Source organism: Nocardia sp. NPDC049737, assembly GCF_040674755.1.
Classification (GTDB): Bacteria; Actinomycetota; Actinomycetes; order Mycobacteriales; family Mycobacteriaceae; genus Nocardia.
The window spans coordinates 148,655-161,294 of record NZ_JBFANH010000003.1 but is presented as its reverse complement, the minus strand read 5'-3'; the positions used below and the strand labels follow the sequence as shown (position 1 = coordinate 161,294).

The 12,640-nt window shown below is 66.0% G+C and carries 13 protein-coding genes; 9 read left to right on the top strand and 4 right to left on the bottom strand.

Annotated elements, in window-relative coordinates:
• Window positions 1-14: 14 nt before the first annotated feature.
• Complete coding sequence (locus AB0J47_RS05560; RefSeq protein WP_364340883.1) at window positions 15-1,520, top strand: carboxylesterase/lipase family protein; 1,506 nt, start codon at window positions 15-17, stop codon at window positions 1,518-1,520.
• Window position 1,521: 1 nt separating this feature from the next.
• Here AB0J47_RS05560 and AB0J47_RS05555 read toward each other — a convergent pair whose 3' ends face one another.
• Complete coding sequence (locus AB0J47_RS05555; RefSeq protein WP_364340881.1) at window positions 1,522-2,391, bottom strand: DNA-formamidopyrimidine glycosylase family protein; 870 nt, start codon at window positions 2,389-2,391, stop codon at window positions 1,522-1,524.
• 419 nt (window positions 2,392-2,810) lie between these two features.
• Here AB0J47_RS05555 and AB0J47_RS05550 point away from each other — a divergent pair, with 419 nt between their 5' ends.
• Window positions 2,811-3,290 (top strand): Lrp/AsnC family transcriptional regulator, encoded by a 480-nt coding sequence (locus AB0J47_RS05550; RefSeq protein WP_364340879.1) that lies wholly within the window; start codon window positions 2,811-2,813, stop codon window positions 3,288-3,290.
• Here the strand turns inward: AB0J47_RS05550 and cobF are convergent.
• The gene (cobF, locus tag AB0J47_RS05545; protein WP_364340877.1) at window positions 3,266-4,006 is read right to left on the bottom strand and encodes a precorrin-6A synthase (deacetylating); all 741 of its coding nucleotides are present in this window, start codon (window positions 4,004-4,006) and stop codon (window positions 3,266-3,268) included. The two genes, AB0J47_RS05550 and cobF, sit on opposite strands and share 25 nt — an antisense overlap.
• Window positions 4,007-4,048: 42 nt before the next feature.
• Here cobF and AB0J47_RS05540 point away from each other — a divergent pair, with 42 nt between their 5' ends.
• The 7 genes from AB0J47_RS05540 (at window position 4,049) to AB0J47_RS05510 (ending at window position 10,099) form a co-directional block, all read left to right on the top strand.
• On the top strand, window positions 4,049-4,855 hold the full coding sequence (locus tag AB0J47_RS05540) for a thymidylate synthase (RefSeq protein ID WP_364340875.1): 807 nt from the start codon (window positions 4,049-4,051) through the stop codon (window positions 4,853-4,855).
• Window positions 4,856-4,911: 56 nt separating this feature from the next.
• The gene (locus tag AB0J47_RS05535) at window positions 4,912-5,400 is read left to right on the top strand and encodes a dihydrofolate reductase (RefSeq protein WP_364341353.1); all 489 of its coding nucleotides are present in this window, start codon (window positions 4,912-4,914) and stop codon (window positions 5,398-5,400) included.
• Window positions 5,401-5,599: 199 nt separating this feature from the next.
• Window positions 5,600-5,929: a cupin domain-containing protein gene (locus tag AB0J47_RS05530; protein ID WP_364340873.1), complete on the top strand. Its 330-nt coding sequence runs from the start codon at window positions 5,600-5,602 to the stop codon at window positions 5,927-5,929.
• Window positions 5,930-5,985: 56 nt separating this feature from the next.
• Window positions 5,986-7,014, top strand: a complete 1,029-nt coding sequence (locus AB0J47_RS05525) for a Dyp-type peroxidase (protein WP_364340871.1) — start codon at window positions 5,986-5,988, stop codon at window positions 7,012-7,014.
• Window positions 7,011-7,811 carry a family 1 encapsulin nanocompartment shell protein gene (locus AB0J47_RS05520; protein WP_364340869.1) on the top strand — a complete coding sequence of 267 codons (801 nt, stop codon included), beginning with the start codon at window positions 7,011-7,013 and terminating at the stop codon, window positions 7,809-7,811. The genes AB0J47_RS05525 and AB0J47_RS05520 overlap by 4 nt, the downstream gene beginning before the upstream one ends.
• Before the next feature lie 76 nt (window positions 7,812-7,887).
• A complete protein-coding gene (locus tag AB0J47_RS05515; protein WP_364340867.1) occupies window positions 7,888-8,418 on the top strand; it encodes a hypothetical protein in 531 nt (176 codons plus the stop codon).
• A gap of 64 nt (window positions 8,419-8,482) precedes the next feature.
• The gene (locus AB0J47_RS05510) at window positions 8,483-10,099 is read left to right on the top strand and encodes a TerD family protein (RefSeq protein WP_364341351.1); all 1,617 of its coding nucleotides are present in this window, start codon (window positions 8,483-8,485) and stop codon (window positions 10,097-10,099) included.
• Window positions 10,100-10,233: 134 nt separating this feature from the next.
• On the opposite strand, the gene AB0J47_RS05505 is transcribed toward AB0J47_RS05510, so the two are convergent.
• Together AB0J47_RS05505 and AB0J47_RS05500 are read right to left on the bottom strand one after the other, a co-directional pair.
• Window positions 10,234-11,133 (bottom strand): RNA polymerase sigma-70 factor, encoded by a 900-nt coding sequence (locus AB0J47_RS05505; protein WP_364340865.1) that lies wholly within the window; start codon window positions 11,131-11,133, stop codon window positions 10,234-10,236.
• A complete protein-coding gene (locus tag AB0J47_RS05500; RefSeq protein ID WP_364340863.1) occupies window positions 11,130-12,287 on the bottom strand; it encodes an FAD-dependent oxidoreductase in 1,158 nt (385 codons plus the stop codon). The genes AB0J47_RS05505 and AB0J47_RS05500 overlap by 4 nt, the downstream gene beginning before the upstream one ends.
• Between the last annotated feature and the right edge of the window lie 353 nt (window positions 12,288-12,640).

The following is a 12,640-nucleotide window of genomic DNA, read 5'->3' as shown; positions in this document are numbered from 1 at the left end:
TTACCATCGGAAAGATGTCCGAAATCACGACCGCCGACGGAGTTGTCCGCGGTTACCGCGGCCGTCATGTACTGCGCTGGCGCTCCCTGCCCTATGCCGCGCCACCGGTCGGCGACCTGCGATTTCGAGCGCCGCAGCCGGTGGCGCCGTGGGCTGGTGTGCGCGAGGCCACCGCATTCGGGTTCGCCGCGATGCAGCATCGCTCCGGTGCCAGGATCGGTCCGCGCCGGTATCAACCGACCAGCGAAGACGCCCTGACACTCAATGTCGTCGCACCGATCGAACCATCCTCGACACCCCGGCCGGTGCTGGTCTTCATCCACGGCGGCGGATATCTGATCGGCACCTCGGCGCTCGGTCTGTATTCCGGTGCCCGACTGGCGGTCGGCGGCGATGTGATCGTGGTGTCGCTGAACTACCGGCTCGGCGCCTTCGGCTACGTCGATTTCGGTGAATTCAGCACGCCCGAACGACCTTTCGACAGCAACCTGGGCCTGCGCGATCAGGTCGCGGCGCTGGAGTGGGTGCAGCGCAATATCGCCGCATTCGGCGGAGATCCCGGCAATGTCACCATTTTCGGCGAATCCGCCGGTGCTCATGCGGTGCTCGCGCTGCTGGCCACGCCCGCGGCCAAGGGACTGTTCCATCGCGGCATCGCACAGAGTCCGCCCGCCGATTGGGGTATGAGTGCCGAGGACGGTCGCGCGTTCGCCCGGCGATGTATAGACGCCCTCGGCGCTACACCCGATACCGCCGCGAAGACGCTGATCACGGTCGGTGCCAACGACATTCGGCGCGCGGTCGACAAGACCAGCGATAAAGTGCTGCGGGAGCGCCCGGGACTGTTCCCGATCGCGCCCGTCGTGGACGGCGAATATCTGCGGCAGTCCCCGATCGATGCGATTACCAGCGGTGCCGCACACCAGGTTCCGCTCATCATCGGCACCAACCGCGACGAGGGCACATTGTTCGCGAAGTTCGCCGATGAACTGCCGACCACCCCGGATCGCCTACATGCCCTGCTCACCCGAGACGGCGGCGCGGAACTCGAATCCCAGGTCATCGCGGCCTATCCCGGCTATCCGGATGCGAAGGTCGCCGTTCGTGCCGGTGGTGATTACGTGTTCTGGCGGCCATCGGTCACCGTCGCGGCGGGGCACAGTCGCTACGCACCCACCTATTCCTACCGTTACGACTTCGCCCCGCGCGCACTGCGTCTCGCGGGGGTCGGCGCGACCCATGCCACGGAGCTGATCCCGGTCTTCGGTGCGGCCAATTCGCCGATCGGCCGGACCTTCACCGCGGCGGGCGGGCGCCGTGGGATGCTGTCGGTCACCCGGCAGTTCCAGGACAATTGGCTCGCATTCGCGCGAACCGGGAGACCACTCCCCTCGTGGCCCGCCTATAGCGAGGACCGGCGCACCACGCTGATCATCGACGAGATCACCCGGTTGGAGAACGATCCGGACCAGGCCAAACGTATTGCCTGGCAGGGAATCCGGGTCCCGACTTTGATCTGACCTACTTCAGCAGGCGTGACATGCGGCGGTCGGCGAGTACCTTCCCGCCGGTCTGGCAGGTCGGGCAGTACTGGAACGAGCGCTCGGCGTAGGAGACCTCGCGGACGGTGTCGCCACAGACCGGGCACGGCAGTCCGGTGCGGGCGTGTACCCGCATGCCGGAACGTTTTTCGCCCTTCAGGCGAGCGGCGTCCTGGCCGACAGAGCGCTGTACCGCATCGGCCAGCACCGAGCGCATGGCGTCGTACAGCACCGAAATGGTCTCAGCCGACATGGTTTTGGTATTGGCGAAGGGTGAGATCCTGGCGGTGTGCAGGATCTCGTCGGAGTAGGCATTCCCGATTCCGGCCAGCAGCGACTGGTCGACGATCGCGGTCTTGACGCGCTGTGATGCGCCGTGCAGGATCTCGGCGAATTGCTCCTCGGTCACCTCGAGTGCATCCGGACCGAGGCGCCCGATGCCGGGCACGAGTTTCGGATCGTCGACGATGTACGCCGCGAGCCGTTTCTTGGTGCCCGCCTCGGTCAGGTCGAATGCGGGCGTCATGCCTTCGGGGGTGAAGAAGTGCACCCGCAGCGCGAGCGGGCTCTTGCCGCCCGGTTTGGGTGGTGTCTGGCTGGGCTCATCGATCCACCGCAACCACCCGCCGCGCGACAGATGGGTGATCAACCAGAGCCCGTCGCACTCCATCCCCAGAAATTTCCCCCACCGCCCCGCCCCGGTCACATCTCGACCGGACAGCGCCGTAACCGGCGGATCGAACGTCTTGACCGCACTCAAGGCCGCCACATCGACACGCCCCACCACGGCGCCGACCGCGTGCTCCCGCAGGAACTGCGCCAACGCCTCCACTTCCGGTAGCTCAGGCACGACCCTCAGGCTACCCGGCCCCACTGACATCGGCGCAGTTCAGGATCAAGATCAGGTGGATATGGCGGCGCGGGCGTCTGGGGCGATGCCACGCCATCTGATCTTGATCGCCGGGCACTCGACGCCGGGCGGCGAGCAGTCCGGCACGCCTGGGCCGGCACACCCGGGGCGACGCGCGTGGGCCGACGCGCGACAGCAGGCGGTCCGCAGCAGGGCAGCTCGCCCGGGCAGGAGTGGAGGCGCTTATGCCGCGTCCAGATAGCTTGTGAGGTATCGAGATCCGTTGAGCGCAGTCACATGGCGGTGCCGCGGGTCGCATCGTGCGGCGTTTCGACTGCGCTCGGCGAGCTGGCCGGACCTGACAGCGCGGCAACCTATCTGGGCGAGGCGGGCTAGGCGGCGGGGGCGAAGTCGGTGCGGTGGTTTTCGGCCCAGGTACGGAAGGAGCGGGGCTGGGGGATGCCGCGCTACTGAATGCCCTGCAACAAGACGGCCGCGCGACCTTGGCCCAACTCGCCACGGCCACCGGCTGGTCGCAAGCCACCGTCACCCGACGGCTCGCGGAACTACGAGCAGCAGAAGCGATCTTCTTCGATGTCGAACTCGACGACGCTCGCTTCGGCGCGACCACCCAAGCGCTGCTGTGGATGTCGGTGGCACCAGCACAGCTCGACCACGTCGCGACCGCGCTCGCCGAGCACGACGAACTGGCTTTCGCCGCCACCACCACCGGCCCGACAAACCTTGTCGCCCAAGCCATGTGCTCGGATCCCACGGCCCTGCACCGCTACCTCACCCAGCGCCTCGGCGCTTTCGAGGCTATCCATACATTGGAAACCACACCCGTCCTCGCCACCGTGAAGGCGGTCGCGCTTCAGGAGCCCGGACGCAGAAGATAAACGTCCATAATCCAACCCTTTTCGGCGCGCAGTCGAGTGCGCCGCTCGACGATCTCCTGCTCGACCGCACGCAGCGGCCCCTCGATCAACGTCTCATCGGGCATTCCCAGATAAGCGCCCCACCAGATGTGCACGTCGTCGCCGGGCACCGCCGAGAACGAACAGTCACCATCCAGCATCACCAAGGTCGAACCGCTGAGCCCATCCTCGCGCAACCGACGCCCGGTGGTGATGTGCACCGGCTCGCCGATGCGATGCAGCACCATCCGATGCCGAGCGGCCAAGGCCTGCACACTGGTGACGCCCGGGATCACCTCGTAATCGAAGCTCTGGGCAGCACGAGCCAGCACCCGTTCGATCATCCGCAGCGTGCTGTCGTAGAGCGACGGATCACCCCAGACGAGAATGCCGCCGACCCCGTCGACCTGCGCGAACGCATCCTCCAGCAGCGCCGAACGGCGATCGTGCCAGTCCTCGACAACGCCCCGGTAATCGGCGGGATCCCGGTCGCGCGGCGGATCGGCGATCTCCACGATGCGGTACGGGTGATCGAGGTGTTCGGTGAGAATCGACGTGCGCACATCGACCAGTTCCTGCTTCTCGGCACCCTTGCCGATCACGAAAAACACCTCGACCTGCCGCATTGCCTTGATCGCCTGGACCGTCACCTGGTCCGGATCCCCGGCACCGATGCCGATCACGTAGAGCTTGCGCATGGCTCGAGCTTGCCAGGCACGACATGGGTAAGCTCGCCAGGCGTGGCCAACAATGCTGATACCCAGTACGAAGACCTGCTGCGACTGGTCCTGGAGTCCGGTACCGCGAAGGCGGATCGCACCGGCACCGGCACCCGCAGCATCTTCGGCCATCAGCTGCGCTACGACCTCGGCGCGGGCTTTCCGCTGATCACCACCAAAAAGGTGCACCTGAAGTCGATCGTCTACGAATTGCTATGGTTCCTGCGCGGCGATTCGAATGTCGCCTGGCTGCACGAACACGGTGTCACCATCTGGGACGAATGGGCGGATCGGCACGGCGAACTCGGACCGGTCTACGGCGTGCAGTGGCGATCATGGCCCACCCCCAACGGCACCCATATCGACCAGATCGCCGAAGTACTGCACACCCTGCGCACCAATCCGGATTCCCGACGCATCATCGTCTCGGCCTGGAATGTGGCCGACCTCGACAAGATGGCGCTGGCACCGTGCCACGCGTTCTTCCAGTTCTATGTGGCCGACGGCAAGCTGTCGTGCCAGCTATACCAGCGCAGTGCGGATCTGTTCCTCGGCGTGCCGTTCAATATCGCCAGTTATGCCCTGCTCACGCACATGATCGCGCAGCAGACCGAGTTGGAACCCGGTGATTTCATCTGGACCGGCGGCGACTGCCATATCTACGACAACCATGTCGCGCAGGTCACCGAGCAGTTGAGCAGGCAGCCCTACCCGTTCCCGATGCTGAACCTGCGGCCCGCGCCGACGCTGTTCGATTACGCCTACGAAGATGTGGAAGTGGTTGGCTATCAACACCATCCAGCGATCAAGGCGCGGGTTGCGGTATGAACGCGGCATCGCGTAGTGATTCGTTGCGGCGTGCTGGTCGGGCGACGGGCGGCCATGTGCGCACCATCGGTCTGATCTGGGCACAGACTCCCGATGGAGTCATCGGCTTCGAGAACACCATCCCCTGGCGCGTGCCCGAGGATATGGCGAATTTCAAGGCCGTCACCATGGGTCATCCGGTCATCATGGGCCGTCGCACCTGGGATTCTCTGCCGCCCAGATTCCGCCCGCTCGATGGCCGCCGCAATATCGTGGTCACCCGGCAGCCCGACTGGTCGGGTGCGGGTGCCGAACGCGCCGCATCGCTGTCGGACGCACTCGCCGCGACCGCACCGCAGGACGTCTGGATCATCGGTGGTGGCGAAATCTACCGAGCTGCCATGGAATTCGCGACCGACCTGCTGGTCACCGAGGTGGACACCGCCGTCGACGGCGATGCCTACGCACCCGCCATCGGCTCCGAATGGCACGCCGAGGACACCGGGCCGTGGGACGAGTCGAAGTCGGGCCTGCGCTTCCGGATTCGTCGCTACATCCGTAAGTAAGCCAGCCAGTCGGCAAACCTTCAGCATCAGGCATTCGGGATCGCGCAACCTCCTTCGAGCACCGACCAGCGGCGAACACGCCGCATACCGTCGCGGCGACCAAACCGGACACAAGTCGCCCGCCGGTCGGGCATACTCCTGGATATCAGCCCGTGTCACCAGCCCTGATCTGGCTGATTGCATCTGCGGAAGGTGGTCCATGGACAAAAAATCGCTGACTGCGGTCGCGCGCCAACAGCTCAAGTTGGCCAGCACCGCCACGAGCGGGCGCAGTTCGCAAACCATCTACGGCGGTCATGCCAATGCGCTGCGACAGACCGTGGTCGGTCTGTCGGCGGGCCAGAGCCTGGCCGAACACGACAATGCGGGAGAGTCCACTCTGCTGGTACTCAGCGGCACACTGACCTTGATCAGCGGTGCCAACGAATGGAAGGGATCGGCCGGAGACCTGCTGGTCATCCCCAAGGCGCGGCACAGCGTCAAGGCCGTCGACGACGTCGCATTCCTGCTGACAGTTGCCAAGTCGTAGCCGATGTAACGCACCGCTCGGCCGGTTTGTCGCTGCCGCCCTTTAGGGTGGAGCGCATGGGTGAGCCGCAGCCGATCCTCGAACCGCTCACGCCGGCCGCGATCTTCCTCGTCGCCACGATCGACGAGGGTGGCGAGGCGGCGGTGCGTGACCTGCTCGCCGATCTCTCCGGAATACGTCGTTCGGTCGGTTTTCGGCTGCCCGGCGCCGGGCTCACCTGCGTCGCATCAATCGGCTCCGAGGCGTGGGATCGCCTTTTCACGGGCCCACGACCCGCCGAACTGCATGTGCTGCCCGAATTCGTCGGCACGCACCACAGCGCGCCGACCACGCCGGGCGATCTGCTGTTCCACATCAAATCCGAATTCCAGGACGCCTGCTTCGAATTGGCGATGACGATCAACGACCGGCTCGCCGGCGCGGTCACCATCGTCGATCAGACCGTCGGATTCCGGTATTTCGAGCAGCGCGATCTGCTCGGCTTCGTGGACGGCACGGAGAACCCGGAGGGCTCCACGGCCTTCAGCGCGGCGTTCGTCGGCGATGCGGATCCGGAGTTCACCGGCGGCAGTTATGTCATCGTGCAGAAGTATCTGCACACCATGGCGCAGTGGCGGGCGCTCTCGGTCGAGGAGCAGGAGCGGGTGATCGGGCGCACCAAACTCGACGATTTCGAGCTCTCCGATGCGGATAAGCCCGCGAATTCGCATGTCGCGGTGAACACCGTCACCGATGACGAAGGCAACGAACGAAAGATCCTGCGCGCCAATATGCCCTTCGGCAGCATCAAGGACGGCGAATTCGGCACCTATTACGTCGCCTACGCGGCCACGCCGAGCGTCACCGAAACCATGCTGTCCCGGATGTTCATCGGGACGGAGGAGGCCGCCTATGACCGGATCCTGGACTTCTCCATCGCGGTGACCGGCACGCTGTTCTTCGCACCGCCACTCGACTTCTTCGACGACCTCCCCGACGCACCGGGGGTGGCGGCGACAGCGCTCGAGGAATCTTTATCGCCGAATAGTGTTGGCAGTAACGGTTCTCTGGGTATCGGCACGTTGAAAAGGAGCATGCAATCATGAACAACCTCCATCGCGAACTCGCGCCGATCACCGCCGAGGCATGGACCGCCATCGAGCAAGAGGCGACGCGCACCTTCAAGCGTCATATCGCCGGTCGCCGGGTGGTCGATCTGTCCGGACCGCACGGCACCGACTACTCCGCGGTCGGCCTCGGCCGCACCACCGTCATCACCGCACCGGATGAGGGTGTGCAGGCCCGGCAACGGGTGGTCGCGCCGCTGGTCGAGTTGCGGGTGCCGTTCACGTTGTCGCGCGAGGAACTCGACGATGTCGAGCGCGGCGCGCAGGACACCGATCTGGATGCGGTCAAGGAAGCCGCGCGCAAGATCGCCTTCGCCGAGGACCGGGCCATCTTCGAGGGCTATCAGGCCGCGAATATCACCGGCATTCGGGCGAGTTCGTCCAATTCCCCGATCACACTGCCCAGCGACCCACGGCTGGTGCCGGAGTCCGTCGCGCAGGCACTGAGCGCGCTGCGGCTGGCGGGCGTCGACGGCCCGTATTCCGTGCTGTTGAGCGCGGACCTGTACACGGCGGTCAGCGAGACCTCCGATCACGGCCACCCGATCCGCACCCATATCGAACGCCTCATCCCGGAAGGCGAGATCATCTGGGCCCCGGCCATCGACGGCGCGTTCGTACTGACCACGCGCGGCGGCGACTTCGATCTGCAGCTCGGCCAAGATCTGTCCATCGGCTACCTGACCCACGATGCGCAATCGGTGCAGCTGTATTTCCAGCAGAGTCTGCAGTTCCTCGTCTACACCGGCGAGGCGGCAGTCGCGCTGGCGTCCTGATAGTCGACCCGCCCGCATCGGGAAGCCGGCAGTAAACCGACCGACTAGGTTGGGGTGCGGTATGCAGGAGGTCGAGATGACGATGGTGCGTGCGGGTGTGGTGCCGACCCGGCGAGCAATGCTGTACGGGATGGTCGGAATCGCGGTCACCGTGCTGGTCTGCGGTGCGATCGTGGAGGGATTCGGGGTCAACCGGATCTTCACCGGGCTGCTGGCCGGTGCGGTGGCCGGAATCGCATTGCTTGTCGCGCTGTTCGGACGCGATGTCGTCGTACTCACCGACGGGGCGATCTACCAGCGCACCCCGTGGCGGGAATCCAGTATCGACTGGGAGCGGGTGGTGGCCGGACGGTTCGCACTCGACGAGCGGGCCCGCTGGTCACTCGCACTGGATCTGATCGGTGGCGACGAGCGGCACGGCGAACTCGTGCTGCTGTCCATCCCGCCGGTGCGGCGGCCGGTCGCCGGGGCGTACGACATGCGCAAACGCGAGCAGGTCAACGAGATTCGGGCCATGTTGCGGCGCAAGCGCGTGCCGGTCACGGTGCTGCCGGAAATTGCCGGTGCGCTGCAACAACATTGGCAGATCGCGCCGCCCACCCGCTGATAGCCGGGGCGCGCGATGACCGAGACAGGGTGCGCTCAGGTCGTATACCTTGGCAGATGTGTCGATGATGAAGGGCGCCAATGTCGCGGTGCCGATGTCTTCAGTCCGCGTCGAGCTGGGGTGGCAGTCAGGTCCAGGGGTTCCGGATGCGGATGCCTCCGCGCTGCTGCTCGTCTCCGGGAAAGTGCGGGCGGATAACGACTTCGTCTTCTATAACCAGCCGAATCATCCGTCCGGTGCGGTCCGGCACGAAGGGAAGCGGCCGGGACCGACGGTTATCGACACGTTGTCGGTGAATCTGGCGCAAGTCGAAGCGCAGGTCGACACGATTGTTATTGCGGCATCCGCGGACGGTGGCACATTCGGGCAATTCCATGGGCTGTATGTGCGGGTGCTCGATGCGGTGAGTGGCGCGGAGGCGGCGCGGTTCGACAGCACGGGGGCCAGTACCGAGACCGCATTCGTGCTCGGGGAGTTGTATCGACGGCAGGGGGCGTGGAAGTTCCGGGCGGTCGGTCAAGGGTATGCGACCGGGTTGGCCGGGCTGGCTACCGATTTCGGGATTTCGGTTGATGATCCGGGGCCGGGGCACACGCCCGCAGCGCAGCCGCAGCAGAACGCGCAACCGGCTTACCCACCGCCGCCCGCGCAGCCGTATACGCCACAGCAGTTCGGCGCACCGCCGCCACAGCAGCACACGCCGCCGCCCACGCCACCACAGTTCGGGGCACCGCCCGCACCGCAGCAGCACACGCCGCAGTTCGGGGCACCGCCCGAGCCGCAGCAGTTCGGCGCACCGTCCGCACCGCAGCAACAGACGCCACCGCAGTTCGGGGCACCTCCGCCGTATCCGCCTGCGGCACCGCCCGGATATCCGCCGAATCCGGCGCAGCCGTATCCGCCGAGCCCGACGTCGCAGAACCCTTATCCACCGGACCGAACGCCGCAGCCCTATGCGCCGCCGAATCAACCACCGCAGCCCTATGCGCCGCCGACCGGGTCCAGCCAATTCGCCGCAGCTGCTGCGGCTCCCGGCGCGCCGGTCAACCTCAGCAAGGTTTCGCTGACGAAGGAAGCGCCCACGGTTTCGCTGACCAAGCACGGCGCCACCTCGGGAACCATGCGGGTCAACCTGAATTGGACCACCGCGCAGACCGGGGGCGGTGGCCTGTTCGGCCGCAAGCGCGCCAATGCGCTCGATCTCGATCTGTGCTGCTTCTTCGAACTGGCCGACGGGCGGATCGGATCCGTTCGCGCCCTGGACCGTTCGTTCGGCGCGCTGGATCGCCCGCCGTTCATCCGGCTCGACCAAGATGACCGCACCGGTAGCAGCACAACCGGTGAGAATCTCGATATCAATCTCGACTACACCGCGCAGTTCCGCCGGATTCTGGTCTTCGCCTCGATCTACGAGGGTGCGAACAACTTCCAGGGCGTGCAGTCCACCGCCACGCTGTATCCGGTGAACTCGCCGCCGATCGAAATGATCATCAGCGGCTGCCAGGACAATTCGCGCGACGTGATCCTCGCGCATATCGAGAATGTCAACGGCGAGTTCATCGTTCGTCGCGACGGCACCTTCGTCCGGCCGCCCTCAGGGCATCCCGGTGGCGGAATCCGCGAAATCGCACGCATGTACAACTGGGGCTTCGAGTTCAAAGCCACACGCGGCAAAGGCTAGATGCTTGATTTCAAGGGGTGGGTGATCCGCGGAGCCGGCCACCCGCACCAGATCTGCTGCGTCGAGGATCGACTCCACCGCATCATCGGCGACCGGCCCTGGTCACCCACTGCACTACCCGCGGGCAGGCGGCCTCAGGTCGGATGGACGGTCCGGGTGGCAATGGCGTGCAGCTTGTCGGGATTGGCGACATTGTGGATCGCGGTGATCCGGCCAGTGGCGTCGACATCGAGGGTAACGGTGGCGATGACGCGCCCACCGCCGCTGAACACGACGCCGAGCCCGCCGTTGATCTCGACCATCTCTGCGGTCATGTCGGCTGGCTCGACACCCTGGTAGGTGCGCGTGCCCATGGACGCGAACCAGGATGCGACCGTGTCCGCGCCGCTGACGGGGAGCAGCGCCTGGCGCACCTTGCCGCCGCCGTCGGTCCACAACGTCACGTCCGGCGCGAGCAACTGCATCAAGGTGTTGATGTCACCGCCCATCGCGGCGGCGAAGAACCGCTCACTGACCTCGCGTTGGCGGTCGCGGTCGGCCTGGAACCGCGGCCGCCGCGCCTGCACATGGCTCCGGGCTCGCTGCGCGGCCTGGCGCACCGTTGCTTCGGAACGCTCTACGGCGTCGGCGATTTCGACATAGCTGAACCCGAACGCCTCCTTCAAGACGAATACGGCCCGTTCGAGCGGGGTCAACGTCTCCAGCACCACCAGCAGGGCCATCGAAACCGATTCGGCGGCGGTCGCGTCGTCGACGGTACCGGTGAGGATCGGTTCGGGAAGCCAAGGGCCGACGTAGGTCTCGCGGCGGCTGGTGGCCGACCGCAGCCGATCCATCGCCAGGTTCGACACGATTCGTACCAGGTAGGCCTTCGGGTCGCTCACCTGGGAACGATCGGCAGCGGACCATTTGATCCAGGCGTCCTGCACCGCATCCTCGGCGTCGGCTGCGGTGCCGAGGATGCGGTACGCGACGGAGAACAGCAGGTTGCGATGCTCGGTGAACACCGCAACCGTGGCGGATGCGGCGGTCACCGGGTGTACCGCCCGCCCTGCGGCCACACCGCACCGGAAGTGGGGAACTCGAGAATCCGACCGAAGGTCGGCCAGGGCGCTGCACTCACCGTCTCCTTGTACCAGACGGCGCGCCGGCCGGTCAGCCGCAGCCTGCGGGGGCTGTTGTCCGGCTTGGTGAACTGGACCACCGCGTCGTGGCGGCCCAGGCTCACCGGGGTGTGGTAGTAGCCGAACCGGAACGGTTTGGGCTGCTTGCCTTTCAGCTCCCGCACGATCGATACCGCCGCGTGCACGCCGGTCGGCATACCGCTCTGGCAGGTGCCGTGCATCACGCCGTAGCCCTGTCCGATCGCGGCCGCGTCGCCGATGGCGTAGACGTTCGGATGCGACACCGACCGCAGCGCGGCGTCGGTGACGATCCGGCCGTGCTCGTCGACGGCCAGCCCCGCCGCAGCCGCCATCGGGGAAACCCGCACTCCGCTCGTCCACAGCACGGCGTCGACCGCAATGCTCTCTCCGCCGACGAGTTCCACGGTGTCCGGCAACACCTTGACGATCTCCACACCGCAGCGCACCTGTACCCCCAGTCGCGCCAGAGCGTCGTTCACATAGGCCTTGGCCTGCGCGCCCAGCGTCGATCCTGGCTCGTGGCGACCCAGCAATACAACGTCCAGGTCCGGGTATCGCTCGGCGAGCTCGGCGGCGGTCTCGACGCCGGTCAACCCGCTGCCGCAGACCGCCACGGTCCCGGCGCCGAGCCCGGCCAGTCGCTGCGCCAGCAACTCGGCGTCGTGCACGCTGTTCAGTGTGTAGGCGTTGTCGTCGACGCCAGGTACCGCGGTCGTGTCGGCGACCCCGCCCAACCCGTAGACCAGCGTGTCGTATTCGAGCACCCGCTCGTCGTCGATGCGGACGGTGCGTGCGGCCGCGTCGATGCCGGTGACCCAGCCACCTACGAACTCCACGCCGGTGCCCTCGAGCAATGCCGGAATATCGAACTCGGCCAGGTTCTGTCCGGACGCCGTCTGGTGCAACCGCAGCCGCTCGGTGAAGCGTGCGGTCGCATTGACGAGGACGATCTGCACATCGTCGCGTCGCTTGGTGCGTGCCGCCAAGCTCGTGGCCGCCGACATGCCCGCGTAGCCCGCGCCCAGAATCACCATCTTGTGCATTTGCCTATCCCTTCTCGCAATCACTGTCGACCACAAGACGAGACAGCCCCGGCGCACCGTAAAGCGAGGTGATGCAGGTCACAATCAACACTTGGCACCTGCCATGGCCGGCCGCCCATCAACCCCGCCGTTCCAGCAGGGCACGGGTCCGCGGCGTGCGGGCCACCGCAACGCTGTATCCGGTGGATTCTCCGCCGATCGAGATGAGTGTCGACGGTTGCACTAGTGATTCGCGGCGCATGGTGCTGGCGCTCATCGAGAACATCAATGGTGAGCTGGTGGTGCGCCGTATTCCTGCCGTCGTCCGACCGATCCGTCGATCTTCCTCAACCAGGGCGTCGATCTGGCGTACG

Bases quoted from the DNA above. Each gene is read 5' to 3' on its own strand.
- AB0J47_RS05525 (WP_364340871.1), top strand. From the start codon at position 5,986: ATGGGTGAGCCGCAGCCGATCCTCGAACCGCTCACGCCGGCCGCGATC.
- AB0J47_RS05530 (WP_364340873.1), top strand. From the start codon at position 5,600: ATGGACAAAAAATCGCTGACTGCGGTCGCGCGCCAACAGCTCAAGTTG.
- AB0J47_RS05520 (WP_364340869.1), top strand. From the start codon at position 7,011: ATGAACAACCTCCATCGCGAACTCGCGCCGATCACCGCCGAGGCATGG.
- cobF (WP_364340877.1), bottom strand. From the start codon at position 4,006: ATGCGCAAGCTCTACGTGATCGGCATCGGTGCCGGGGATCCGGACCAG.
- AB0J47_RS05515 (WP_364340867.1), top strand. From the start codon at position 7,888: ATGACGATGGTGCGTGCGGGTGTGGTGCCGACCCGGCGAGCAATGCTG.
- AB0J47_RS05560 (WP_364340883.1), top strand. From the start codon at position 15: ATGTCCGAAATCACGACCGCCGACGGAGTTGTCCGCGGTTACCGCGGC.
- AB0J47_RS05500 (WP_364340863.1), bottom strand. From the start codon at position 12,287: ATGCACAAGATGGTGATTCTGGGCGCGGGCTACGCGGGCATGTCGGCG.
- AB0J47_RS05510 (WP_364341351.1), top strand. From the start codon at position 8,483: ATGATGAAGGGCGCCAATGTCGCGGTGCCGATGTCTTCAGTCCGCGTC.